We start from the raw sequence: 26,150 nt of genomic DNA on the forward strand, positions 1-26,150 counted from the left end.
CTGACGCGACTGTTTGTGTATCGGCTGGATCAAGCAGAACGGTATACTCGCGCAATAAACGCCCCGATGACCAGCTTAGCTCTATCAGTAAATTTACGAATGGCTCATCGACTGTTTGCGGTGAAGTAACTCTAATATAAGGTTGACCATTAACGCGCTTCTCCACCGAAACATTCAACGAGGCATGATAAGGCGCATAAGTCACGCCCGCCTGACGAAAAGCTTCAGGTGAGGCCACACGCGCCGTCAAAGACGGTATCTCATCTTCGACTACAGAAACGAGCTCTATCTCTGCTTTAAGCGGTTGTCCTAGAGACGAACCTAAAGTTAATTTCCCTAGCCCAGCTGCATAAGCCAGCCAAGGCAACATGAGCAAAATTATTAACCAACACGCTCTAAAATAAATCTTATTCACAGAGATATCCTCACATTTCTTGGAATAGGATGCATGCTACCACCGACTTTACTTACAAAAATAAGAATTATCCTGTATCACAGGCCAATCCAAGTAATTCCAATGATCAGGGAAGATAAAAAACAACATCTCTTCCCTTCATTTCTTGAGAAAGAATTATTTTAATTCTCGATCAGTATCCGTAGCATTCTACGTAACGGCTCTGCTGCTCCCCACAGTAGCTGATCGCCCACTGTAAATGCGGAAAGATACTCACCACCCATATTAAGCTTACGCAATCGGCCAACATGAACATCCAGCTTGCCGTTAACAGCAACTGGCGTCAGTTCTTTTGTTGTCCTTTCCCGCTCATTAGGAATGACTCGCACCCAATCATTTGACTGAGCGATGATATCCTCGATTTCATCCAACGGAATATCATGCTTAAGTTTGATCGTCAATGCTTGACTATGACAACGCATTGCACCAACCCGGACACAGATACCATCAACTGGCACAGGTTCATTGATATGCCCCAGGATTTTATTTGTCTCTGCCTGACCTTTCCACTCTTCACGACTCTGCCCATGAGCAACCTCCTTGTCAATCCAAGGAATCAAGCTTCCCGCCAGAGGTACGCCAAAATTCTCAATAGGAAATTTTTTGTCACGCAGTTTTTCTGCAACTTCACGGTCGATATCCAGAATATTTGAAGCTGGATCACTCAACAGATTCTCTGCCACACGGTGGGTTTCGCCCATTTGCTGAAGCAACTCCCGCATATTCTGGGCGCCTGCACCCGAGGCTGCTTGATAGGTCATCGCGCTCATCCATTCGACCATGTTTTTTTCGAATAAACCACCCACTGCCATCAGCATCAAGCTCACGGTACAGTTACCACCTATGTAATTCTTCACGCCATCATGCAAGGCTTGCTTGATAACAGGCATGTTGACGGGATCAAGAATGATGACAGCATCATCTTTCATTCTAAGTGTCGATGCAGCATCAATCCAATGACCTTTCCATCCAGACTCGCGTAACCTACCAAAAATCTCATTGGTATAATCACCTCCCTGGCAGGATATGATGATATTCATCTTCTTGAGTTCTGCTATATCATATGCATCCTTAAGGGAGGGTGTTTCTTTACCGATATCTGGCCCCCTCCCACCTTTCTGGGAAGTTGTGAAAAAAACTGGTTCTACCAATGAGAAATCATCTTCTTCACGCATGCGCTGCATAAGAACGGATCCCACCATACCACGCCAACCTACAAAACCTACTTGTTTCATTTAGTTTTCTATAACCCTTACGCTGAATGATCTTGTCTATTTAATCTTGGGTAGTTCTTGACTATTAATGCTGATCAACGAGATGAATTACAAGTTGTAAAAGCCTAAATCCAAATTAAAAATGGGCAGATAAATCTGTAATCGCTTCCGTGACTTATTTGCCTACCTGTAGCATATCTATAAATTTGCCAGTACAGCATCACCCATTTCTATCGTACCAACTTTTTTCATGCCAGGCTCGTAAATATCATTGGTACGAAAACCCTGCGCCAACACTTTTCTAACTGCGTTCTCAATCCGTAAAGCAACGTCTTCCTGAGCAAAAGAGTAACGTAACATCATCGCTACTGATAGTATCGTTGCTAACGGATTGGCTATGTCTTTCCCTGCAATATCCGGCGCAGATCCATGAATCGGCTCATACAATCCCTTATTTCGATCATCTAACGATGCAGATGGCAGCATACCGATTGAGCCAGTCAGCATGGAAGCTTCATCGGATAAAATATCGCCAAACATGTTACCCGTCACGATTACATCAAACTGCCTGGGATCACGCACCAACTGCATTGCGGCATTATCGACCAGCATATGGGAAAGGTTTACATCCGGGTACACCGCAGCCGTTTCAGTAACCACATCACGCCATAATTGGGTACACTCCAGCACATTCATTTTATCCACAGAGCATAGCCGACCTTTTCGTTTGCGTGCTGCTTGAAAAGCGACATGCGCAATTCGGCGTATCTCAGCCTCGCTATAAATCATGGTGTTAAAACCTACACGCTGACCATCTCGTTGCTCAATCCCTCTGGGTTGACCAAAATAAATATCACCTGTCAATTCACGGACAATCAGGATATCCAGCCCAGAGACAATTTCAGGTTTCAACGTCGAAGCACTGGCTAATTCAGGATATAAGATAGCTGGCCGTAGATTAGCAAATAGGTTAAGCTCCTTACGAATAGCAAGCAGCCCTTGTTCGGGACGTTTCTCACGAGGCAAGCTATCATATTTTGGGCCACCCACAGCGCCCAGCAGCACAGCATCTGCTTCGGTAGCAAGCCTACGGGTTACTTCCGGAAACGGCTCACCAGCGGCATCCACTGCGCACCCACCCAGTAAACCAGACTCGAGCTCAAGCTTTAGTCCATCACTTCTAAGCGCCATCAATACTCGCTCAGCTTGGGTAGTAATTTCCGGACCAATCCCGTCACCAGCCAAAACAGCAATTTTCATATTATTCTTCTCCGAAACGGAAATTTCATCTCAGGCAAACAACCATGGCTGTTCTTTCCGTCGCTTTTCTTCAAACTGTTTAATTTCATCGGCATGCTGCAAGGTCAAACCGATCTCGTCCAATCCGTTGATTAGACAATATTTTCGGAATGGATCGATATCAAAATTGTAGGTTTCATTACCCGGCGTCGTCACCGTCTGGGTCGCCAAATCTACAAAGAGGCAATAGCTATTCGTAGCTACGACTTCATCAATCAGCTTATTCACGATGTTTGAATCAAGCACGATGGGTAATAAACCTATCTTAAAACAGTTATTGAAAAAGATATCCGCAAAACTCGGCGCAATGATCACCTGGAAGCCATAATCCTGAAGTGCCCAGGGTGCATGCTCCCGACTTGATCCACAACCGAAATTATCGCGTGTAATCAGAATTTGCGCACCCTGATAGCGAAGCTGATTAAGTATAAAATCAGGGTTGATTTTACGCTGCGATACGTCCATTCCCGGTTCGCCCCGATCAAGATAGCGCCATTCATCAAATAAATTCTGACCAAAACCAGAACGCTTGATCGACTTCAGGAATTGTTTGGGAATAATGGCATCCGTATCTACATTAGCACGGTCAAGTGGGACCGCCAGTCCTCTGCAATGTTCAAATTTCTTCATCTTTTGTTTACTGAGCAGACCTCTCGATTACCTCGCCACCCCGCTGAATATCCTTACCAACCCCCTGCAGTGTATGACAACCAGACAACTGCAGAACAGTCATCAGCAATGCAATCGATACAGACAACACCCTCATTCATGTCTCCTTAAATAAAAAATAGAGCCTTTAACTATTCATTCATTGTGCGAACATCGACGAAATGACCAGCCACTGCTGCTGCCGCTGCCATTGCGGGGCTGACCAAATGCGTTCTTCCCCCTGGTCCCTGTCTTCCCTCAAAATTACGATTCGATGTAGAAGCACAGCGCTCGCCAGGCATAAGTCTGTCATCGTTCATGGCCAAGCACATGGAACAGCCCGGTTCGCGCCATTCAAACCCTGCCTCCCGGAAAATTCTATCGATCCCCTCCTGCTCAGCTTGAGATTTTACCAAACCAGAACCCGGAACCACGAGCGCCAGCTTGATATTAGGAGCAATGTGCTTACCTTTCAATATCATTGCAGCTTCCCGCAGATCTTCTATTCGTGAATTGGTACATGAGCCAATAAAAATCTTGTCAAGAAGAATTTCACGAACCGGCGTATTGGGTAAAAGCCCCATGTATTTCAAAGCATTCTCAGTATCGTGGCGCTTGATTGGATCAACTATCAAAGCAGGATCAGGCACGCGCCCTTCAATTGAAGTCACCATTTCAGGAGAGGTTCCCCACGTCACCTGAGGTTTAATTTGCTCTGCCTCCAGTTTTACTACACGATCGAATATCGCTCCTTCATCACTTTTCAAGGTGCGCCAATAGGAAGCTGCTTGTTCCAACATTGCACCCTTCGGTGCAAAAGGACGTCCTTTAATGTATTCAATCGTAGTTTCATCCACCGCGATCATACCTGCACGCGCACCAGCCTCAATGGCCATATTGCAAAGCGTCATTCTCCCTTCCATACTCAGCGCCCGTATAGCGCTACCTGCAAATTCAATCGCGTAACCTGTACCCCCTGCCGTACCGATCTCGCCAATAATCGCCAGCGCAATATCTTTAGCCGTTACGCCATATCCCAACTTGCCTTCGACCAATATCTGCATCGACTTGGATTTTTTAGTCAACAGACACTGAGTAGCCAGCACGTGCTCTACTTCGGAAGTCCCGATGCCAAAGGCAAGGCAACCAAAGGCACCATGGGTACTGGTATGTGAATCTCCACATACTACCGTCATTCCTGGTAACGTCGCACCCTGCTCCGGACCAATGACATGCACGATACCTTGCCGTTGATCGCTCATTCTGAACTCGGTAATACCTAATTCCTCGCAATTCTGATCCAGCGTTTCCACTTGCAGGCGCGATGTAGGATCTTTAATACCTCTGCTTCTGTCGGTCGTGGGCACATTGTGATCGGCTACAGCCAGAATCGAATTCACTCGCCAGGGTTTGCGCCTGGCCAATTTCAATCCCTCGAACGCCTGAGGGCTGGTTACTTCGTGCACCAGATGGCGATCAATATAAAGAATAACCATGCTGTCCGGTTTGTCTGATTCCGCATGCACCACATGGCTTTCCCAAAGTTTGTCATATAAAGTCTTCATCTTACGATATTCCAAAAGAACAAGTTCATTATCCCATAAAGCAGAATTAAGCAGTAGATTGTCATTCAAGCGTAATAAATATAGCCATATAGTTAAGAGCAACTTCCTTCAAGCTCCATGAATGGTACAATTTTCTTGTTCATCATTCGTCCCAAAAATAATGAAATAAAGGATTGCCTTATGTCTACCATCGAATCCGTACTACATGAAACACGCATCTTTCCTCCTTCCTCGGAATTTGTTGAACAGACCAATCTGGCTGGTATGGCAGCTTATCAAGCACTGTGTACTGAGGCTGAGAAAGATTACCCAGGTTTCTGGAGCAAACTGGCACAAAAGCATATCCTATGGCATAAATCTTTTACACAAACTCTGAATGATTCAGACCCTCCTTTCTTTAAATGGTTTGAGGACGGTCAACTTAATATTTCGTATAACTGCCTTGATCGGCACCTTGCTAGTCAACCGGACAAAGTAGCTATTATTTTTGAGGCTGATGATGGCAGTGTGAGTCATTGCACCTACCGTGAGCTGTATCAGCGTGTTTGTCAGTTTGCTAACGGTTTGAAAGCGCTTAATGTTAAAAAAGGCGATCGTATTATCATTTACATGCCCATGCGTATTGAAGCCGTTGTCGCCATGCAAGCATGCGCACGCATCGGCGCTATTCACTCAGTCGTATTTGGTGGTTTTTCTGCTAAAAGCTTACACGAACGTATCGTTGACGCCAGTGCGGTAGCCGTTATTACCGCTGATGAGCAAACGCGTGGTGGCAAAAATCACCCCCTCAAAGCGATTGTCGATGAGGCTATCAATATGGGTGGTACAGATTCAGTCAAATCAGTCATCGTTTATAAACATGCGGGTGTTGACACGTCATGGCAGACCGGTCGCGATATCTGGTGGCATGACCTCATCCAGGATAAACAGACCGACTGCACGCCAGAATGGGTCGGCGCCGAGCATCCTCTGTTTACACTCTACACTTCCGGTTCCACGGGCAAGCCAAAAGGCGTACAACATTCGTCAGCCGGTTATCTCCTAGGTGTGATGATCAGCATGCAATGGGTTTTCGACTATAAACCAACGGATATTTTTTGGTGTACTGCCGATGTCGGCTGGATTACCGGTCATAGTTATGTAGCGTATGGTCCTCTGGCCATGGGAGCAACCCAAGTCATCTTTGAAGGCGTGCCTACTTATCCCGATGCTGGACGCTTTTGGAAAATCATACAAAATCACAAAGTCACCACCTTCTATACTGCCCCCACTGCAATTCGCTCATTGATAAAGCTAGGAGCAGATCTACCCAGTCAATATGATTTATCTTCGCTGCGTCTGCTTGGATCCGTGGGTGAACCAATTAATCCTGAAGCCTGGATGTGGTATTACACTGTAGTCGGTCAATCCCGCTGTCCGATCGTAGATACCTGGTGGCAAACCGAAACCGGCTGCCATATGATCGCACCGCTCCCTGGTGCAATATCCCTCAAGCCTGGTTCATGCACATTCCCTTTACCTGGAATTAGCGCTGCAGTAGTCGATGAAGCAGGTCATGACGTTGAACAGGGAAAAGGAGGATTCTTGGTCATCAAACGACCGTTTCCTTCACAGATCCGCACACTATGGGGAGACCCGGAGCGTTTCAAGAAAACTTACTTTCCCCAAGATATTGGCGGTGGTCAATATTATCTGGCAGGTGACTCAGCCCATCGTGATAAAGATGGCTATTTCTGGATCATGGGACGCATTGACGATGTCCTGAATGTATCCGGCCATCGTCTGGGAACCATGGAAATTGAATCAGCCCTTGTAGCTAATCCGCTGGTTGCTGAAGCGGCCGTCGTAGGAAAGCCGCATGAAATCAAGGGAGAAATCGTAGTTGCATTTGTCGTACTGAGAGGTAAATGCCCCCATGGCGATCAGGCTTCTGAAATAGCCAACTCTCTTAGGGAGTGGGTAGCACACGAAATTGGACCCATTGCCAAGCCTGAAGAAATCCGCTTTGGTGATAATCTACCTAAAACACGTTCAGGTAAAATCATGCGGCGACTGCTCCGCTCTCTTGCCAAAGGAGGAGAAATTACTCAAGATATATCCACTCTCGAGAATCCTGCCATTCTTGACCAACTCAAACAATCCATCAGTTGAGCTGAAAGAGCTCTTTTTTTAGTTTAATACAGCTCCAAGCATTCCATCGAAATAAACATGAATCTACCCAATATAATCGACTACGATTTCGGAATCAGCGCTATCGATGCGGAGTACCATCGCTCTGGCCGCGCAGCGATTCACCTGATTACTGAGAACGGTATTGCCGCTTTAGTTGATACGGGCACTCAATTTTCCGTGCCAGGTGTCATGCAAGTGCTACAAAATAAACAGCTTGCTCCCGAGAAAGTGGCTTATGTATTCCTCACACACATCCATCTGGATCATGCCGGTGGTGCAAGCGAGTTCATGCGACTGCTGCCCAATGCCAAACTGGTCGTGCATCCGCGCGGCGCAAAATATATGATTAGCCCTGCCAAACTGATTGCCGGTGTAATGGCTGTTTATGGGGAAGCTGAATTCAGGCGTCTCTATGGTGAAATTTCCCCCATTGACGAAAACCGCGTTATTGAAGCGCCTGATGAAACTCGTATCGACCTGAATGGTCGATCATTATTGTTGCTCGATACCCCTGGCCATGCCCGTCATCACTATTGCATTTTCGATGAGCGGAGTCAGTCTTTTTTTACTGGAGACACCTTTGGCGTTTCTTATCGAGAGCTTGATGTAGATGGTCTTGAATTCGTTTTTCCAACTACGACACCGGTACAATTTGACCCTAATGCTGCTCATGCTTCTTTGAATCGGATCATGAGCTATCAGCCGCAATACGCTTTTTTGACACACTATAGCCGTATTGGTCATTTACCTCACCATGCAACGCAAATGCACGAACTGATCGATGCATTTGTCAACATAGCCAATCAAGCAATTAACAAAACCTCAGATCGGCGCGAGTTTATTGTACAGGCCTTGAAAACATTATTATGTCAGCGACTTGCAATACACGGCTGCACTTGGTCACCCACAGCGATTTATGAATTATTGCGCCTCGATATTGAACTCAACGCCATGGGATTAGAAACATGGCTGGATCAATCTGAGAAATCAAATAAGCAGTAATGATCAAACACGGTTATAACTCTTCTACATATTTCATGACATCCCTATTCGATCTGATTATCGTCAGACTCAAAAATTGATAGCCTATATCATCAAAGTTATTTACAGTTATAGATTATCGGCGGATACCTTACAGATAAGAAAAATATCAAAAAGCATTTCTTGTTATTAATTTTTATGGTCTTACAGGGAGTAATCAATGGATAAGTTGAATGAGTCTATCGCTGGATGGATAAATGCTTTTTCCTTAAGCATGATCACAGACAGAAGCTGGTTTGAAATCGCATCAATTCTGACACCATCGGTTATTCTGATTCTTGTCCTGTTCGGCTTCAGTTTCACTCTACAAAATAGAAAGTGGAAAATCGTAACCTACACTGTTTGCCTGCTGCTCACCTTACTGTTCCTGCCTTATGAATTATTCCGCCAATCTGCCGCCCTATCCAAGGCACAGACAAACATTAGCGAAATGCAAACTCGCTTGAAAGGATTGCTGAATGCTTCAGAACTTAACCACATTGAGAATCTAGCCGATAAAGAAGTGGCTTCTAGCATGCTGGAAGAAACGATTGACAATCTCGAGCAGAAAGAGAAAAAAGAACTGATACTCATTTCATGGCTGATTGCTGAAAATGAAAAGCAATCATTGCGCCTTCATGAAGATAAGCAAAAATTGTTTTTTGATGAAATCAAATCGAGCCTTAATGAAGCAAAAGGAGAAATCATCAATACAAGAGAGCCTGTCGATAAGATTTCTGATGATATTGTAAAACGAATTGATGGCGATATCAGTCATCTCATTGGAAATAAAATGCAATCCCTCAATCAAGCATTTGATCATTCTTTAAAAACATTCCAGCAAGAAATCAACTTTTTTGTTCAGAATGAATTCAAAACATACGAAGAAAGATTAGCTACCCTTACTCAGAGGAGCATTGATGAGCTGAGAAATTACACTAGCAAAGCGGGGCAAGAACTTGATAATAAAATTAGAGATATAGACAGAGAATCATCACATAAACTCGATGAAACTCAAAAAAGTATCGATCACCTAGAAGGTGCTGTCGAGAACATCAATATGGACAAAATTGTTGCGCACATCAAACAACTCTCGGGTTCAATTGATTTGATTCAGAAGCAAAGCGACGTACAGTTCGAATATAACGAATGTATCAGAACGGTGGGATGGATCGATTTGATAGGCAGAGAAGAAGAGTGCAAAAAGCAATTGTATATGAACATGAATGATTTAATTAATCAGTAAATTCCATTGATCCTGCCAGATTATATTCAAAGTTTATTCGTATTGAGTTGATTGATGAACCAATGACTTATGAGAATACTGGCTACAATCCGACCAACACCTAACACAACCTGATCAATAAGTAATTTTAACTTACCTGCATCCTGAAGAATGTTTAAACGTTCTATCAATCACACATTGAAGGACATCAAATATGATGAAACACTTTGTTTTAATGCTATTTACAGGAGGAATCATTTATTTGACCCTTGGATCAAGCATTACACTAGCTAAAATAGGTTATGCTGTTCATTACAGTGACAAGTATCAAGGCAGGAAAACAGCTAATGGCGAAGTTTTCGATCAAAGTAATCTTACGGCAGCGCATAATGAATTCCCTTATGGAACGCTTGTGAAAGTTACTAATCTTGAAAACAATCGCAGTATAGTCGTTAAAATAAATGATCGTATGGCTCCTCACAACAACAATATCATCGATGTTACCAAACGTGCGGCAGCAGAACTGGGCTTTATAAAAAAAGGCCGAGTTCATGTTAACCTTGAAGCAGTTAAGTAAAACAAGGCCATATATTCATATAGTCATTCAATTCAAACTGATGCAGCGCTATGGAGGCATCTGTCAGTAGTCCTAGCACTCGACCGAGAATCACATTCTAATGTTGAATATATACTCATCTCACTTCAAAATTCGGCATCAATGCCTTCTCCCGCTGGGAGAAGGTAGTTAGCGATCCTGGCCGCGTTTGATCCATCCGTAACCGGCTACCGGATTATGATGGGGATGAGTGGCATCCATGAAATAAATAGGGTCTTCGGGGCTTTGCTTGCTTTGAGTGCTTCATAGCATTGCACAAAGACGCGTTGTTTCCCGGTATCAGCCTTATCCGGCACCAGTTTCGGCTTTTTATAAACATAGCCCATTCGGCATAATAATTGGGTTATGCCGCTTTCGCTGTACGAGATACCCCGGGTTTGTTAGACATAATGCGCGATTTCTTTGGCAGTCAAATACAGATTTTTATGTAAATGCTGATCCAATGCTTGCCTCTGCAGCTCATTCAGAAAAGACTCGCTACTGCCAACCTCAGACTTCTGGAGTGCCGACAACCCTCCCTTGCGATAACGCTTATAGTGATTACGCACGGTTTCCCGATCAATCATGAGCGCTTCAGCCACTTGAGTAACCGACTAGCCTTTTCCTAGCAGGTAGACTATTTTTAGCCGGTCAGCATAACGCTTGTCTGAGGTTTGACGGTGCGCCGCCTCTAAATTGGCAATTTCTTGTGATTTCTTGTGCAGTGAGCTGGTAACGTGATGACATATCTAAATTCTAATATATTCACGGCTATGCTGTACTAACTTAAACCAATTTGTGATTCACTAGAAGTATATCTAGACAAATTAAAGTATGGAGCAGAAATTATACCAATCCATCGTGAAGCTTAATTTGCACTAGCTTGGATCAGAGCTACCCGATGTATTGCGCAGGCGATTAATACCCCCATTCCTCATACCTGACCGGCAATCTGTTGAGTTCATCCCTGTAAAACCGCCATTTCGGCATGAATTGATCCATCAATCCGATAAAACGGCTATTGTGAGTGGGTTCCAGCAGATGGGTCATTTCGTGCACAACGATATATTCCAGGCAAGCCAGCGGTTTCTTGGCCAATTCAGTGTTAAGCCGGATACTGCCCGAATGATAGCTGCAACTGCCCCACTTGGTTTTCATGCTTTGCACATAGAATCTGTTAACGTGCACACTCATGCGTGATTGCCATTTTTCAATCAATGCGGGAATGGCCTGCTTGAGATTCTCGCGGTACCAGGCTTCCAGAATCGCCTGCTTTCTTTCTTGGCTTGTTTCCGATCGAATTGAAAGTACCAGCTTGTTGTGCTTGAGTTCTATTTTTGGCGGCGCTTCTGTTTCTTCAATTTTGAGCAGATAACGCTTTCCCCAGACATAATGGCTTTCACGGTCAATATATTCGCGGGGTGCTTCCCGTTCCTGAGAACGAAACTTTAATTGCTGTTTCTTGATCCACGCTAGTTTGGAGATGACAAACACCCGGAGAGTGTCGTGTGTCATATTGAACGGCGCAGAGACTTTTACTCTACCCTCTGGCGGGTAGACGCATAAATGGACATGCTTGATATTTTTCTGAACGATTTCGACATCCAGGTCATTCAATTTCATGTTCAGGATTTCAGTAGTCACTTTGTTGCTGCTTGACGATAGCGAAAATGCGCTCGACTTCTTCGACATCGCTTACGACTTTGAATACCGCGTATTTAATCTCGTTTTCTTTTGCCTGATTATCGCGCCACCCATCCTGCTTGCTGCCCATCACCGCGTCATTGATTTGCAACGCCAACGCTTCGTTTTTGCCTAAATTGCTATACAGCACCTGCTTCGGTTTGGTATTCAGGGACGTTGGCATATCGTCCGGTTGCTCTGTCGCAACCTTGTTGGCAAGATCAGCAATCTTTTTCAGGTATTCCTGATAATTGATCGCGTTTTGTTTGCGCTGTTTGATGATTTCATCGAGCAATTTTGACATCTTTTCAAAGTAAGCTGGATCAAGCAGTTGGTTTTTGATGATCCGGCTGCGCACATTGTTTTCGATGGTTTCAGCCACCGCTTCTTGATTGGCTCTGATTCCGTCGGGCATGGCGTTGATCGCCTCGGCGATACCACTTTTCTCGATAATGTCCAAAATGGGCATATCGGCAAACGGGGAGATCACTTCAGATTCTTCCGCCTGGATATAACGGTCGATCAAATAGCGCATGTCTGCTTCATAGGCTTTCAGATCAATCTTTTCACCAGCGGCATTTTTGATGATGTCACGCAGTTTAAGGTAATGATCCACGCGGCTCTCGATATGTTCAATATTGCTTGGGCTATAACCGGCAGCTTCCATGTCGTCGCCGATGTTGGCATAAGCACGAATCAGATTGGCGGTTGCTTTGTATAAAGCCGTTCGTTGCACTTCGCGTGACTTCAGGTCTTCCGGGATTTCGGTATTGCCGCAGAAGTAATGGATATGTTGCAAATCGCCTTTGGGCGGCTCCACCTTTTCACAAAGCAGTTCCAACTCTTCCAGACCATTGTCCAGCCATTCACGGCCTTTGGTTAACCGGTCTTGCATCAGGATATCGCAATCCTTGGCTTCAAACTGATCGTAATCCAGTTCTTCCGTATACACCTGAATCGCGCCGGTGCCTTTCTCATTCACCAGCTTTCTGAACAAATCCTTGTAATCCACGATGAATCCGAATTTTTTATCTTCGCTATCCAACCGGTTCACGCGGCAAATGGCCTGGAACAATCCATGATCCTGCATCGATTTATCGATGTACAAATAAGTGCAACTGGGCGCATCAAAACCGGTCAGCAATTTATCGACCACGATCAGCAACTTCATATTTGCCGGTTCATCGACAAAAAGCTTTTTGACCCGGTCTTCGTAGGTTTCCGTTTTGGTTTTTCCGGGATCGGCTTTGACATCTTTCAACAATGCATCATAGGTGGTATAGATATATTGTTTGCCCGTCTCGGTATTCGCGCCCGTTTCTTCGGTGGTGATGTCTCTGGACTGCGGATTGTACGAAGTCACCACCGCGCATTTGCCTTTCAGTTCGGTTGCCTGGAATAGCGCGTAATAGCGGCAGGCTTCAAAAATGCTGGAAGCCACCAGAATGGCATTGCCCATCTCGGTGCTCAAGCGTGGCTTGACGCTGAAATCTCCGACGATATCGGTGACCACCTTATCCATGCGCGATCTGGAGCTGAGCACGTTCTGCATCGTGCCCCATTTCCTTTTCAGTTCGGCTTTCTGGAAATCATTCAATCCTTTGGTCTTGGCGGCAAACCATTCGTCGATTTTTTGCTGCGAGCTCAGCCGCTGATCGATGTCACGGGCTTCATACACCAGATCGAGCACCACCCCATCTTGCACGGCTTCGTTGAATTTGTAGGTATGGATGTATTTGCCGAACACTTCCAGGCTGGTCGCTTTGTCTTTCTTCAACAATGGCGTACCAGTAAAGCCGATGAACACCGCGCTGGGCAGCAACGCTTTCATCGTTTTATGCAGCTTGCCGCTTTGCGTGCGGTGGCATTCATCGATGAAAATGAACAATTCCCCGACGGCATAACTGGGCTGGCTTTGCAGTTGTTCGATGAACGCGTCAAAATCATCGACATCGCGCCTGCCAAACTTGTGCACCAGCGAACACAGCAAGCGAGGTCTGGCCTGCCCCAGTTGCGCCATCAGGTCGCGGCCACTGTGCGTGCGGTAAATCGGCTCCCCGGCATCCCTGAAAACACGCTCGATTTGCTTGTCCAGTTCATCACGATCGGTCACGATGGCAATGCGCGCATGCGGATTATTCTCCAGTATCCACTTGGCCAATAACACCATGACGATACTTTTGCCGCTGCCCTGGGTGTGCCAGATAATCCCCCCTTCCCTACGGCGCACATGCGCTTGCGCAGCTTTGATGCCAAAGTACTGATGCACCCGCGGCAATTTCTTCACGCCACCATCGAACAACACAAAATCGTACATCAATTCGATCAGCCGTTGCTTGCTGCACATTTTGGAAAGGTATTTATCCAGCTTGTAGCCGTTGTTGTCCGTTTCGTTTTCCTTCCATTTGAGGAAAAACTTCTCCGGCGTGCCAATGGTGCCGTATTGCGAGCCTTCGGAATCGTTACCGGCAAACACGAACTGGATGGTGCTGAAAAAGGCACCGATAAATTCCGGTTTCTGATTCACCAGGTTTTGACGAATACCATCGCCAATCGAAACACGACTGTTTTTGAGTTCCAGTATGCCGATGGCGATACCGTTGACGTACAGCACGACATCGGGGCGTTTTTCCTTTTCACCGAATACGGTTACTTCTTCCGCGATGTAAAAGTCGTTTTGCTCGGGATGCCGCCAATCGATCACATGTACCGTATCCGTGGGCAGTCCGGCTTCCGTTCTAGTCTGCACACCATAACGCAGCAGTTGATAGACAGCCTTGTTGTTGTGATACAAATCCTGATCGTGGTTATTGGCCGCCGTCTGTAATCTATCCAGCGCTTTGTTGATTTGCTCACGGTTGTAGCCTCTGGCTGACAGATATTGCACCAATTGCGGCACTTCGATATTGCTGTTATCCGGCTTGTCTTCCAGATTGCCGAGATAAGTGTAGCCTAATTGCTCGCGGAACAGCTTCACGACACGGTTTTGCGTCGCGCGTTCGGATTTGCTGACCGAATCGCTGCTGAACGGACTGGTAGTCACGCAACCGCTCCAGTTTTGTTTTCCGGTTTCACCAGCCGGATACGGCCAGTCAACAGGTTCTGCATCATGCCTTGCTTGATTTGCTGGTATTTGGCGAGTTTAGCTTCGAGCGCGGCGATTTCGGTGTCCATGTCGGAGAGGAGGATGGCGATGCGAGTTTGTTCTTTAGATTTCTCGGGGACCGCTATATCAATATTAGCAAGCGCAGTCGCACTAATGTGTACCACTGCGTCTCCCTGCCCCATACTCGCCTTTTGTTTGTTTATTGTATTTGTATTTAAGTAATATCCAAGAAATAGAGAATCTATTGAGATTGGACTTAGTATCACAATATCACCGCCAGCAAATGCAACGCTTTCATTTAGGAAAGCAACACATTTACCAATTTCCTCTTTTGTTTCCCCAGAGCCTGCAAATAGCAAGTCACCTTTCTTTAACTGTTTTGCTGTTTTAGCAATATCGTTACTAATAAATGAGTGGAATTTTTTTATATAGTCATTATGCCTTGTATATATTTCCCCATATCTAATGCACGGCAATGATCCGCTTTGTGCTTCATCTTTCCTTACACCAGAACCCTTGGTAAATACTCCAATGTCCCCCAACTTCTTCACCACCCACCCTGCTTTCAACTGCCCATTTTCATAAGGATTAAGCAAAGTTTGCATGGCACCTTGTTTGATCTGGCGTTTTTTGGCGATGAGGCGGGTGAGGGATTGAATCAGGGCATCGGCATCGCTGAGGACGTTGGCGATGGTGGTTTGTTCGGTTCTGGTTGGTGGTAGAGGTATTCTAGCCAATTTGAAGGAAGTATTGGTTATGTGAACTTGCGTACTTCCCACCATGATAGAGTTCATTAACTTCCGATAAGAAGAAGTATTCGAAAGCTGAATCAGATATCCGGCAACCACTTGCTTATTTACTTTAAAACCATAAACACCCTGAGCCAGAACATAAATTTCTGATGTTGGTATCTTTACCATCAAACCTATACTTGGGCCACTTGGAACAAGGTCTCGAAGTACAACAATTGTATAAGCAGAATCTATCTGATTATTCAAATGAGTGCCGGCAAAACTTGGGGAACAGAACTGTTTATCATTTTCTTTAATATCTAAAATACCTCCGCGAATAACTCCCCCTTTTGGCAACACACTTACACCTGAATCGGTAAAGTCAGAAGGCTTAAATGGAGCCCCTCCACGAAACCCTTCTACTAAATCTCCAATTGGGCAGATTACCCAATCCTCCGGAATCACCCCCACCTCAGTCTGCTGGTAACCCGGCTTCAGTTCCATGCAAACCCCATCTTGTGCAGGTGCGCATTGACGGCCTGTTCCAGCGCCGCCACCTGCTGGTTTTGCTGCGGCAGCGGCGTTTCATAACGCTCGGCAAGCTCCTTGATGCGTTGCGCCAAGCACTGGCTGATGCGATCCATCTCGGAATGAATGTCCTTGTCGATGGTGGCCATCCATTTATCGTCAACCACCAGTTGCTTGATCTGCTCTTCGGTGAGTGTCGGGTAGAACGCCAGTAATTCGGCATCCAGTTCGGCTTCAGCGGCATGGATGGTTTTTTTGGTCGCAGCTTCCTGTTCCAGCAGTTGCAGGTATTGCTTGAGGAGCTTTGCTTCCTCGCCGAATGCCGGATCGTTTTTGATTTCTTTCAACCGTGCATGGATGTTGCCTTTGTTGATCTTATCCAGCTCGGCAAATACTCCCTCTTCACCACCCTGTTCCTCTTCCATCTCGGTCTTCTGGTTTTGCAGCGTTTCCAGTTCGGCATTGAGCTGATCAATCGCCTGTTGCTGTTCGGCAAAGTAGCGGTGAATGACCAGCGCTTTGGGAATCAGGTCGCAAGCCCAGCCTTTATAGATGGTTTTGGTAACTTGACCGTCCTTGTTTTTCTTCTCTTCCACGATGCGGTAAGTGGTGGCTTGCCAGCCCCCGCCTGTTTCAACCGGGGCGGCAATCAGGTAACAATCATCCTGCATCACCTCGAACCAGTAATTCATCAGGTGCTGGTAAACATCGTATCGGTCGATCAGCGCACGGCCTTGGTAGGTGGCGAGCAAGGCTTCGCTGATTGGGTGGATGATTTCTTTGGGATGAAAACCGGCTTGCAGTGCCTTCAAGGTGGCGGTGGTGTTCTTTTCCCACTGACTGAATATCTGGTTCATGTCGCCTATGTAGCTGACAAACTCGGGGTGCTCGAAAATGGTTTGCTTGATAGCGTCTTTGCTCACTTTCAAGCTCAGATAATTCGGGCTGCGTTTGGCCTCGGTGAATAATGCCGCTTTCAGGTTGGGGCATACGTTCCAGTATTCATGCAGCGCGTCGATATCGGCTTGCGGAATATCGCCCAGCAAATGGGCTTCGATGTCTTGCAGGTCTTCGGGCTCAGAGCTGTCGATATAGCGCGGGATGTTGAGGTTGAATTCGTTTTTTTCGATTTCGCTGAAGGACACGATACGACTGTAGCCTTCGGTTTCGGTCTGTTTGTTGAAGACATCGACAATTTTGTGGATATCCATTTCCCGCAGGCGGTTTTTGTTGCCGTCTTTCATGAAACCCTTGCCTGCATCGATCATGAATATCCCTTTGCGGTTTTGCGCGTTTTCCTTGTCGATCACGATGATGCACGCGGGGATGCCGGTGCCGTAAAACAGGTTGGCAGGCAGACCGATAATGCCTTTGACCAAGCCGTTGCGGATGATATTCTCGCGAATAGCCGCCTCGACATTGCCACGGAACAGCACGCCATGCGGCAAAATGCACGCGCCTTTGCCGCGGCTTTTCAGCGAACGGATGATGTGCAGCAGATAGGCGTAATCGCCGTTTTTATCCGGTGGGATGCCAAATCCTGCAAAGCGTTGATGGGGATCGTTTTCGGTATCGACCCCGTTGCCCCAGCGCTTGTCGCTGAACGGCGGATTGGCGACCACGTAATCGAACGTCTTTAAACTGCCCTGCTCGCTGAGAAACAACGGATTGGCGAGCGTGTTGCCCTGCTTGATTTCCGCGCCGGGGTTGTTATGCAGAATCATGTTCATGCGCGCCAAACCGCTAGTGGCGGCATCTTTTTCCTGGCCGTACAGCGTTACTTTAGTTTTGGCGGCATCAGCCACTTTTAGCAGCAGTGAACCGGAGCCGCAGGTCGGATCGTAAACCGTGGTTGATGCCGTGGTTTCGGCTTGATCGATGCCTATGATGCGCGCCATGATGCGGCTTACTTCCGCTGGCGTGTAGAACTGCCCCTTGCTTTTGCCGCTCTCGGTGGCGAAATGGCGCATCAGGTATTCGTAGGCATCCCCGAGAATGTCATCGCCTTCCGCACGGTTCTTACTGAAATCGAGCGCCTTGTTCTCAAAAATGGCGATGAGGTTACTGAGCCTATCCACCATATCCTTGCCACTGCCGAGTTTTTCTGGATCGTTGAAATCTGGCATGCTGGATAATTTGTTGGCATTGGCAAGCGGCGCGATGATTTTCTTGTTGATGTCATCGCCAATAGTCGGCTTGCCTTTCAGCGCCACCATATCTTTGAAACTCGCCCCTGGCGGAATCTTTATCTGTGCAAACGGCTGACCGGCGTATTTATCGCTGACGTATTTGATGAACAGCATGACCAGCACGTAGTCTTTGTACTGACTGGCATCCATACCACCGCGCAGTTCATCACAACTCGACCAAAGGGAAGAATAAAGCTCAGATTTCTTGATTGCCATGTGTTTTTATTGCTTTAAGGTACAAAAAATTACAGCAATGTACTGCAATGTCCGAAATTATCCAAATGATAGGAAGTCTACAACGTAAGCTATCCTGCCATCCTCAGTCCTGAACAGCGTACTCCCTATTTGATCGGATCAGTCTCAAGGCTGGCCAGGCGATCTATCAGCCTGTTTTGCAGGCTCTCATCATAGTGACGAAAGAACGTAGCGATCTGAGCATGCATGTCGCGCTGGCAAGCTTGTTGCCGGGCTTGGCAAATCCTGCCTCCACGACGGCTTGTGCGATAATGACACCAATGGCGATAGCAGCAATATCCAGCGAGTTCGTGCACTCGATATCCGGTGCCAACTCACTATCTCTACTGAAGATGTTGATGGCAGCAGCATGACTCCCAGCTGCAGTTGACCCTCATCAACTAATGAGCTAATGGGTAGTCTCGCTATGAGCGTCTTTCGCCCACCCATGAGAACGGTATGAGTTTAAGGATCGGTTACCAGCAGTTATTCGTGGCCCTGTATGTAAGACTCACTCTCCTTTTTGCTTAGCATAGAGAAGGACCAACACTACCCTTACAAGCTATTGAGAAACTCTTTGATAGCCGCATTAACCGCTTCTGGTTCCTCGATAGTCGAAGAGTGTCCTGCTCTGGGAATCCTGATTAGGCGTGATCCGACTATTTGGGATTGGATGTGCTCGGCTTTAGCCGGCACAGTAGCCACATCTTCCTCACCGACGATGATCAGGGCGGGAATAGTGATTCCACCGATCTCGTCATAAACGCCCTGGCGATCCACCACACCCCTGACTGCGCGGGTAATACCGATACGATGATTGGCGATCAAACGCTTTTCCCACTCTTCTCTCTGCGCGGTGCGGTTGAGATCGGTAAGAAACGTCTGACCGAACATGATCCGCATGACCGGGGAGATGACCAACCTCAGACCCAACCAGCGGGCGACGAAGTTAAGTCGATTGTAGCGCGGTACGTTTTCCTCCGGTTCTGGGTCAGCCGATGTATCCAGCAGGATCAATGATCGGAGAAGCTCTGGTCGGCTAACTGCCAACCGCATCCCAATAAAGCCCCCCATCGAAAGCCCAGCAAAATGACAGGGAACGCAGCCCAATGCCTCAATCAATGCAGCGGTATCCCGATAGAGAGTGTCCATGTCATAGCCGTCGCGGGTAACTTCACTCTGTCCCTGACCACGAAAATCAAACGTGATGCAGCGGTAGCGATCCTTGAAAGCATTGATCTGTGCCTCAAACATTTGGCCACTCCACAGCAGGCCATGGGCAAACATGAGGGTCTCGGGCCCAGTCCCCTCATCTGTGTAATGCAATTTTGCTCCGTTAACTTGAATCTCAGGCATGAGGTATAGAAAAAATAAACGTTATTTATAATAGTAAAATATACGTAAAGTCGAATACTTAATCAAAATTGCAGTTGAGTGATCAAAAGCCAGCTGTCATTGCCTAAAGCAACATCAAAAATCCAAGAGTTATAGCCTTTTGTCTGAGAGTATCCAAAGGTAGATGTTTGCCACTATCGGACTGAGTAGATTACCTCGCGGTATTCCTTGGTTGCGTTTCTCTCACTACCTGTTTCGGTCTATCGACGCTCTCAGGTGCGGCCAATATGTAGTAGAAGAGAAACCTTTTTTGACTGCTTATCAATGTGTTTGATAGCATGCTGAATCTTTTAGTACATTTTTCTTGAAAAAAGAAAGCTATTTTTTCCTATACCTATGTTTCTTATTGATTTTATTCTCCACATTGACAAGCATCTTCAAGAACTCTCCTCAGAATACGGATTATGGATTTATGGAATTCTCTTCCTGATTATATTTTGCGAAACTGGGCTTGTCGTGCTTCCCCTCTTGCCCGGCGACTCTCTATTATTCGCTGCAGGTTCCCTCGCGTCGTTGCAAAACTCGCAACTCAATCCACATATCTTACTTGTTGGATTATGCATTGCAGGTATTTTGGGAGATACTGTGAATTACTGGATAGGTAAAAAAATCGGACCCAAAGTTTTTACCTCACAAGAATCCCGCTTCTTCAAGAGAGAGTATCTAGACAAGACCCACGCCTTTTACCTCAAATACGGAGGTAAAACAATTATCATTGCACGCTTTCTTCCCATCATTCGCACATTCGCTCCATTCGTTGCAGGTGTTGGAACTATGCCTTATCGTACCTTCATTGTTTATAACATAATCGGTGCCGTGCTGTGGGTCGGATTATTTATTTATGCCGGATTTTATTTTGGACAACTCCCATTTGTACAAAAAAACTTTAAGCTCGTCATTCTGGCAATTATCGTTCTATCGGTAACGCCACCTGTAATTGAATATCTCAAACATCGCTATAAAAGAAATAATCAAGTAGATTGAAGTTGATTGATTTACTCAGTTATTTGGATCAAAAAAACTGACAACATCAAGCCCAATCAAGCCTATTTGTGGATCTGACTGTAGAAAACCTTAACGCATTCAGTGATCTCTTTTTTTGTCTGATCACAACACATGAATCCGCAGCCAGAAACGGACGAGCAAACGTGATTCATGACTTTGCATGTTGAGCAGGAATTCGCAGCAATGCTGGCAGTATGACGAGAGTACAAATCAGGGTGAAAGTTAGTCCAACGGTAAGTAATGCACCCATGCTAGCGGTACCTTTGTGTGATGAGAACATAAGACTTGCAAAATCGACTAAGGCGGTTAAAGCGCTATAAAAAATAGCGCGTGCAGTACTGGTGTGAATCAGAATTTCACTTACCTGCTTTTTATCCAAGCTTCGGTACACCATATGCAGACTGCTATCAATACCAAGACCAAGCAATAGTGGCAAAGCAATAATATTGGCAAAATTGAACGGTATATTCAACAAGACGGTGAAGACACCAGTAAATACGCTGGACAGCAAAAGTGGAATCAGCACCAGTACAGTGTATTTTATGCTGCGCAATAGTATCAGAAGTGCTACTGTAACTCCTGCCAGCGCCAGTGAAAAAGCGTGAACAAATGCTTCCACCACCGCCTCTCCTGCTTCCAGGCTTACCACTGGCATACCGGTAGCTTGAGGTGCTATTTGTTGTACTGATCTTACGAACTGAGTCAATGCTTCATTATCACCGATATCTTCTGATGGATAAACTGCGATTCGGTATTCACCTGCCTGGCTACGCCAGCGGCCACTGAGTGATTCAGGTAGCTCTTGCTCGCTAAAGGGTACAGCTTCAATTGAAGTGCGTAAACGCTGAATCGCAGCAGGTAATGTGGAGAGCAGATCCTCATCTATTGAATACAGTAATTTCTCCTTATCGCTGAAATTTGCTCCTTCCAGACGGACAAACAACGCTTCAAGAGATGTCTTGAGAGTAAGCGCAGATTCTGATAAAGAGGATTCAGGATACTCCTTAATATAACGGTCTAGTGCTGCATTCAAAGCATCCAATGCTTCGAGTTGCTGTACCACCATTTGCTTATCTGTTGACGGCTCCGGCATCGATAGTATCACTGGTCCGATTATAAGCGCCATTTCCTCGATAGCTGAAAGCTTCACTTCCTGCTCCGTTGGTACAAAATCGAGCATTGTGACTATTTTGCTTACTCCAGGAAGCTCGGCTAAGCGTTCCGCTAGTTGCCGTGTTTCTTCTTGATCCTTGGTTAACACGATTGCATGCCAAGGCGAATGTTCGGGGGATGCCAGTAACTCTCGGAAAGTCTGCACCGCTTTTCCCTTTGGATCTTGCATATTAAGCAGATTGTAGTCAAACCTTACCTGAGGCAATAGTGCTATAGCAATAAGTAATAGCACAAAGATAGAGACATACGTCAATTTGCGCCACTTCAACGATAACTCAAGCATTTTACCCAGGGACCCCTTCACACCAGAATCAGGGATGGATCGCTCTGACAAATATCGTAGCAGAGCAGGACCCAGTATAAAGGTTACCAACAGACTGATCAGCATACCTGTACCGGAGATTATCCCCAACTCTGCTACTCCACTATAGCTGGTGGGTATAAATGCGTAAAAACCAATCGCGTTAGCAATAGTACATGCAGCCAGCGCACTTCCGGCTTCGCCACCAGCTTTATACATGGCATCTGTTGTTAGTAGACCGCTCTCGAGTACTTCGCGATACCGCAGCAGAAAGTGGATAGCAAAATCCGCACCAAGACCTATGTATAGCACTGCAAAAGCAATTGAGATAACATTCAGTTGACCAATAGCAGCAGTAGCAAAAGCAGCGGTGAGAAGCAGACCTAGCGTTAAACAAAGCAATACGGCCAGGGCTAACCTGATAGTGCGCATAGCAAAATAAAGCACTATTCCCACCAGTACAAAGGTAATTATTCCCGCAAATTCCATACCGCTGAGCGAACTCCTGAGCTCATCATCAGCTAACGCCACATCCCCAGTAATACGAAGCTGAATTGGACCATCATCCGTTAAGCCAATATCTTTCGCTGCAGCATACACCGCTGCTATAGCCTGCTCGCCTGGAAATAGTTGTGTGTAATCTGGTTTCGGTTTTACTATAATCATCTCTTGGTAACTACTCTTCTGCGGCTCACCGCGGAAAAGCGTCTGCCATGATAGCGCCCGTGGCTTACCAGCAAGCTGCGCATTCAGAGTTTCGCTCACCCCTTTGAACACCGGCTCCAACTCCAAATTACGGCCTTTGCTTAATTCTTCTACTGCTCCAGTGAGCACCGAGGTAAAAGTATGAAGTGTAGGATTTTCAGCAATGCGCGCAATTAATGGCTGTGCCGCTGCCAAGCGATCAGTAATGTGTTCGAGCTCAGAGACACTCTCGTAGAGCAGGCCATTGCGCTCAAAAAAAACATCAACGTTCGGAGGATAAATATCAGTAAAATTCTTGGTATCTTTTTTTAGGCGTGCTGCGAGATGATCAGCGGCAGAATAAGCCTGCTCAGGTGTGGGAGCATTCAGCACCAGTAGCAAGATATCCATCTCCTGGGGGAATGTTTTATTGTAGTGTATGCTATTAACACGAAACGGTAGATGCTCAGAGAGCATATCTGTGGTATCGGTATTCATACCGAGATTGCGCGAGATGTATACAACGCTAGCCACAGCTATCAAGAGTGCCGCGAGCAAAATCCAAGGAGCATAGCAATAGGAAATGCTAGCGCAGCGGGCAAAAGTACCGTAGAGCCGGCTGTGTGAAGTTTCCATTATTATTTCAATTTTCCCTCCGGAAACAAGCCGGAATAACCAACCGCTAATCTGTTAGTGTTTAATTGCATTAATTCAATCAATATTTTCTGGAATTTAATTGGATATAAAACAATAGCTTGCTCTTAGATAGAATTAACCTAATTTTTGCAGTTAAACACTGATTCTTTTTAGCACTAAGTTGGAAGAGAAGTTGACTCTATCCTTAAGAAGATTCAGTCAACGGGATCAAACAGATTGGCAATTTTTATATTCATTGTCTACAACTGTGTCTATATGGAGTACATTTGATTCTTGGTTATGCATTTAAGCTATTGATTTTATAGTGCTGTTGAGAGCAGCCGAACCCCCAGCCTACCGATTGAGAAACATAATTGTAAACTTAAGATTAATATAAATCAATCACTTACAATGCCAAAAATTCCGCGATTGAATTTTTATCTTCCTTTTTTAGCGTAGTAAACCACCAGAGGCGGCAAGGCGCGCAAAAGAAACAAGCGGCGTCAGCGTCTGAGGAGTAGAGTTGGAATGCCGCGCTGGAGAAGACCGACACATCATTGGTGCTAATCCGCCCGTTTTTTAGCGTGGTCATGGGCCACGTCGGCGACATTGGTGAGTCCGTGATAACGGACATCCCGTTTGAAAGAGTGAGTAAAACGACGTACCCGAGCCAGTGCGGCGTTCCGCTAGAGATGATGGAGGATGTTATGGCAAAGCGCAAGAAAAGTAAATTGGAGTTAACCCACCCGAAGGCGGCGGGGATTGATATTGGTTCTGCGAGCCATTTTGTGGCGGCACCGCCGGATCGGGATAACGAGCCGGTACGGGAATTCAAGAGTTTCACCGCAGACCTGAATGGTTTGGCGGACTGGTTGGAGGCCTGTGAAATCGACACTGTGGCAATGGAATCGACGGGGATATACTGGATTCCGCTGTATGAACTTCTGGAGTCGCGGGGGCTGACTGTGTACCTGGTGAATGCGTGGCACGTTAACCCGAATATTTCATAAACTGGCACGTGTCCTCACTTACCTTTTGATTAATAAGAAAGATTTTGCTCAGTCGAGTGTATGAATCACTACACTCCTCCTTCTCAAAACTTCCCTATTAATCTAAATCCTGCGTGATCATCACGCGAATTTATGAAATATTCGGGTTAAGAATTATTTTGAAGAGGAATCAATCGTGAAATCAAAGTATTCAGAAGCGTTTATTGGACAGGCGTTAATCAAAGTATATTCTCGAGGAGACCGGACAGTGCGATCGGTTGCGGAAGAGATGAACGTTAGTTTCCACACGGTAAAAAATTGGATGAAAAGGAAAGCTGTGGATAAGCTTGGTGTAACGTCGACAAAAGGAAAACGGCCCCAGGACTGGACTGCTGATGAACAACTGGTGGCATTGCATGAGGCCCATGGTTTGTCTGGAGAGGCCTTGTATGCGTGGTGTCGTGAGCAAGGTTTATTTGCTCATCATCTGACAAGCTGGAGAGCGGCCTTTTGTACCAACGAGAAGGCAGCGCCAGGCACTCGTGAAATTCGAACATTGAAAAACGAGAATGAGAAACTCAAGCGTGAATTAGTGCGCAAAGAGAAGGCATTGGCGGAAGCGGCAGCATTGCTGATGCTACAAAAAAGTTCCGTGCGTTCTGGGAGGACGAGGTCAAATGACTTCCCTTGTGAATTCAGACGTGGATTCAGGACTCAAAAAGACAGCATAAATTCATACGTTCAGGCGACATCTAGTTTGACAACGACCGCCGTACGGCTCTCGCCTTAGCCAACCGGTCCGCTCCATGGCGGGCAACATTGAGATCTCCCAGGTTCCGGTCAAAGAACTTCTCCACGTGCTCAGGGTCTCCGACTGCGCAAGATCGAACACGCACTCGCCAATTACGTTCGCATTCATATTGTCTTCTGCTTCGCTTAACAGCATCAACACCTCGATCCACCTTCTTTCGCAGCTCCATACCTGGCCCATGGTCACCCCTGTCAACACTTCACGTTTGCCTTCACAGGCAACCGTGCATGACTCGGGACCGAAGCGGTTGGCTAAACCTTACTCCGTACGGGACTTTCACCCGTTATTCTTTGCCAGCTTTGCCTGGCGTATTAAGCGTCCAACGCTACCATCTAAAGGCATTGATGCCATTTCGATATCCTCAAATATTTTCAGGAGGATAATCGATAGCATTACCGATGCAGCAGCAAAAACATGTAGAAACCTGGCAGGCAAGTGATGTGTCGCGGGCGGCTTATTGTCGTGAACATGGGCTGAATGCGAAGACATTTAC

21 protein-coding genes and 1 pseudogene are annotated in these 26,150 nt (G+C 46.1%); 8 read left to right on the top strand and 14 right to left on the bottom strand.

The window, feature by feature from the left end; all coding sequences use genetic code 11:
* Nucleotides 1-576: 576 nt before the first annotated feature.
* From asd to leuC, 5 genes are all read right to left on the bottom strand, one after another.
* Entirely contained in the window at nucleotides 577-1,689 is a 1,113-nt protein-coding gene (asd, locus tag BLP80_RS02150; RefSeq protein ID WP_090539695.1) for an aspartate-semialdehyde dehydrogenase, read from the bottom strand.
* Between the two features lie 177 nt (nucleotides 1,690-1,866).
* A complete protein-coding gene (gene leuB / locus BLP80_RS02155; protein WP_090539697.1) occupies nucleotides 1,867-2,928 on the bottom strand; it encodes a 3-isopropylmalate dehydrogenase in 1,062 nt (353 codons plus the stop codon).
* A 30-nt stretch (nucleotides 2,929-2,958) separates the two neighbouring features.
* Entirely contained in the window at nucleotides 2,959-3,597 is a 639-nt protein-coding gene (gene leuD, locus BLP80_RS02160; RefSeq protein WP_090539699.1) for a 3-isopropylmalate dehydratase small subunit, read from the bottom strand.
* Nucleotides 3,598-3,604: 7 nt separating this feature from the next.
* Nucleotides 3,605-3,733: an entericidin A/B family lipoprotein gene (locus BLP80_RS02165; RefSeq protein ID WP_143002206.1), complete on the bottom strand. Its 129-nt coding sequence runs from the start codon at nucleotides 3,731-3,733 to the stop codon at nucleotides 3,605-3,607.
* Between the two features lie 34 nt (nucleotides 3,734-3,767).
* Nucleotides 3,768-5,180, bottom strand: a complete 1,413-nt coding sequence (leuC, locus tag BLP80_RS02170; RefSeq protein WP_090539788.1) for a 3-isopropylmalate dehydratase large subunit — start codon at nucleotides 5,178-5,180, stop codon at nucleotides 3,768-3,770.
* 180 nt (nucleotides 5,181-5,360) lie between these two features.
* On the opposite strand from leuC, the gene acs reads away from it, so the two are divergent.
* From acs to BLP80_RS02190, 4 genes are all read left to right on the top strand, one after another.
* Nucleotides 5,361-7,331, top strand: a complete 1,971-nt coding sequence (gene acs, locus BLP80_RS02175) for an acetate--CoA ligase (RefSeq protein ID WP_090539790.1) — start codon at nucleotides 5,361-5,363, stop codon at nucleotides 7,329-7,331.
* A gap of 57 nt (nucleotides 7,332-7,388) precedes the next feature.
* A complete protein-coding gene (locus BLP80_RS02180; protein ID WP_090539701.1) occupies nucleotides 7,389-8,354 on the top strand; it encodes an MBL fold metallo-hydrolase in 966 nt (321 codons plus the stop codon).
* Between the two features lie 199 nt (nucleotides 8,355-8,553).
* The gene (locus BLP80_RS02185; protein ID WP_090539703.1) at nucleotides 8,554-9,618 is read left to right on the top strand and encodes a hypothetical protein; all 1,065 of its coding nucleotides are present in this window, start codon (nucleotides 8,554-8,556) and stop codon (nucleotides 9,616-9,618) included.
* 193 nt (nucleotides 9,619-9,811) lie between these two features.
* Nucleotides 9,812-10,174, top strand: coding sequence for a septal ring lytic transglycosylase RlpA family protein (locus tag BLP80_RS02190; protein ID WP_090539704.1), 363 nt, complete (start codon nucleotides 9,812-9,814; stop codon nucleotides 10,172-10,174).
* A gap of 206 nt (nucleotides 10,175-10,380) precedes the next feature.
* Here the strand turns inward: BLP80_RS02190 and BLP80_RS16560 are convergent, their stop codons facing one another.
* The 6 genes from BLP80_RS16560 to BLP80_RS02220 all read right to left on the bottom strand — a co-directional run bounded on the left by BLP80_RS16560 (nucleotide 10,381) and on the right by BLP80_RS02220 (nucleotide 18,645).
* On the bottom strand, nucleotides 10,381-10,581 hold the full coding sequence (locus tag BLP80_RS16560; RefSeq protein WP_143002211.1) for a helix-turn-helix domain-containing protein: 201 nt from the start codon (nucleotides 10,579-10,581) through the stop codon (nucleotides 10,381-10,383).
* Nucleotides 10,582-10,593: 12 nt separating this feature from the next.
* Nucleotides 10,594-10,794, bottom strand: a complete 201-nt coding sequence (locus BLP80_RS02200; RefSeq protein WP_090539707.1) for a helix-turn-helix domain-containing protein — start codon at nucleotides 10,792-10,794, stop codon at nucleotides 10,594-10,596.
* Between the two features lie 316 nt (nucleotides 10,795-11,110).
* Nucleotides 11,111-11,836 carry a M48 family metallopeptidase gene (locus BLP80_RS02205; RefSeq protein ID WP_256324917.1) on the bottom strand — a complete coding sequence of 242 codons (726 nt, stop codon included), beginning with the start codon at nucleotides 11,834-11,836 and terminating at the stop codon, nucleotides 11,111-11,113.
* Nucleotides 11,826-14,918 carry a type I restriction endonuclease subunit R gene (locus BLP80_RS02210; protein WP_090539709.1) on the bottom strand — a complete coding sequence of 1,031 codons (3,093 nt, stop codon included), beginning with the start codon at nucleotides 14,916-14,918 and terminating at the stop codon, nucleotides 11,826-11,828. Before BLP80_RS02210 ends, BLP80_RS02205 begins: the two co-directional genes overlap by 11 nt.
* Complete coding sequence (locus BLP80_RS02215) at nucleotides 14,915-16,216, bottom strand: restriction endonuclease subunit S (RefSeq protein ID WP_090539711.1); 1,302 nt, start codon at nucleotides 16,214-16,216, stop codon at nucleotides 14,915-14,917. Before BLP80_RS02215 ends, BLP80_RS02210 begins: the two co-directional genes overlap by 4 nt.
* Nucleotides 16,207-18,645, bottom strand: coding sequence for a type I restriction-modification system subunit M (locus BLP80_RS02220; protein WP_090539713.1), 2,439 nt, complete (start codon nucleotides 18,643-18,645; stop codon nucleotides 16,207-16,209). The genes BLP80_RS02215 and BLP80_RS02220 overlap by 10 nt, the downstream gene beginning before the upstream one ends.
* A 194-nt stretch (nucleotides 18,646-18,839) precedes the next feature.
* Between BLP80_RS02220 and BLP80_RS15060 the strand changes: the two genes are divergently transcribed.
* Nucleotides 18,840-19,037, top strand: coding sequence for a hypothetical protein (locus BLP80_RS15060; protein ID WP_143002207.1), 198 nt, complete (start codon nucleotides 18,840-18,842; stop codon nucleotides 19,035-19,037).
* Nucleotides 19,038-19,218: 181 nt separating this feature from the next.
* On the opposite strand, the gene BLP80_RS02230 is transcribed toward BLP80_RS15060, so the two are convergent.
* On the bottom strand, nucleotides 19,219-19,989 hold the full coding sequence (locus BLP80_RS02230) for an alpha/beta fold hydrolase (protein WP_218120346.1): 771 nt from the start codon (nucleotides 19,987-19,989) through the stop codon (nucleotides 19,219-19,221).
* Between the two features lie 405 nt (nucleotides 19,990-20,394).
* Here BLP80_RS02230 and BLP80_RS02235 point away from each other — a divergent pair, with 405 nt between their 5' ends.
* Nucleotides 20,395-21,042 (top strand): DedA family protein, encoded by a 648-nt coding sequence (locus tag BLP80_RS02235; RefSeq protein WP_090539717.1) that lies wholly within the window; start codon nucleotides 20,395-20,397, stop codon nucleotides 21,040-21,042.
* A 169-nt stretch (nucleotides 21,043-21,211) separates the two neighbouring features.
* Here the strand turns inward: BLP80_RS02235 and BLP80_RS02240 are convergent, their stop codons facing one another.
* The gene (locus BLP80_RS02240; RefSeq protein WP_090539718.1) at nucleotides 21,212-23,857 is read right to left on the bottom strand and encodes an MMPL family transporter; all 2,646 of its coding nucleotides are present in this window, start codon (nucleotides 23,855-23,857) and stop codon (nucleotides 21,212-21,214) included.
* 707 nt (nucleotides 23,858-24,564) lie between these two features.
* Between BLP80_RS02240 and BLP80_RS02245 the strand changes: the two are divergent.
* Together BLP80_RS02245 and BLP80_RS02250 are read left to right on the top strand one after the other, a co-directional pair.
* Nucleotides 24,565-24,840, top strand: a pseudogene (locus BLP80_RS02245) (transposase); the annotation flags it as partial.
* A 202-nt stretch (nucleotides 24,841-25,042) separates the two neighbouring features.
* Nucleotides 25,043-25,636, top strand: coding sequence for a transposase (locus BLP80_RS02250; protein WP_218120347.1), 594 nt, complete (start codon nucleotides 25,043-25,045; stop codon nucleotides 25,634-25,636).
* 297 nt (nucleotides 25,637-25,933) lie between these two features.
* Here the strand turns inward: BLP80_RS02250 and BLP80_RS15065 are convergent, their stop codons facing one another.
* A complete protein-coding gene (locus tag BLP80_RS15065) occupies nucleotides 25,934-26,146 on the bottom strand; it encodes a hypothetical protein (RefSeq protein ID WP_143002209.1) in 213 nt (70 codons plus the stop codon).
* Nucleotides 26,147-26,150 lie beyond the last annotated feature (4 nt).

The organism is Nitrosomonas sp. Nm132, assembly GCF_900100485.1.
GTDB lineage: Bacteria > Pseudomonadota > Gammaproteobacteria > Burkholderiales > Nitrosomonadaceae > Nitrosomonas.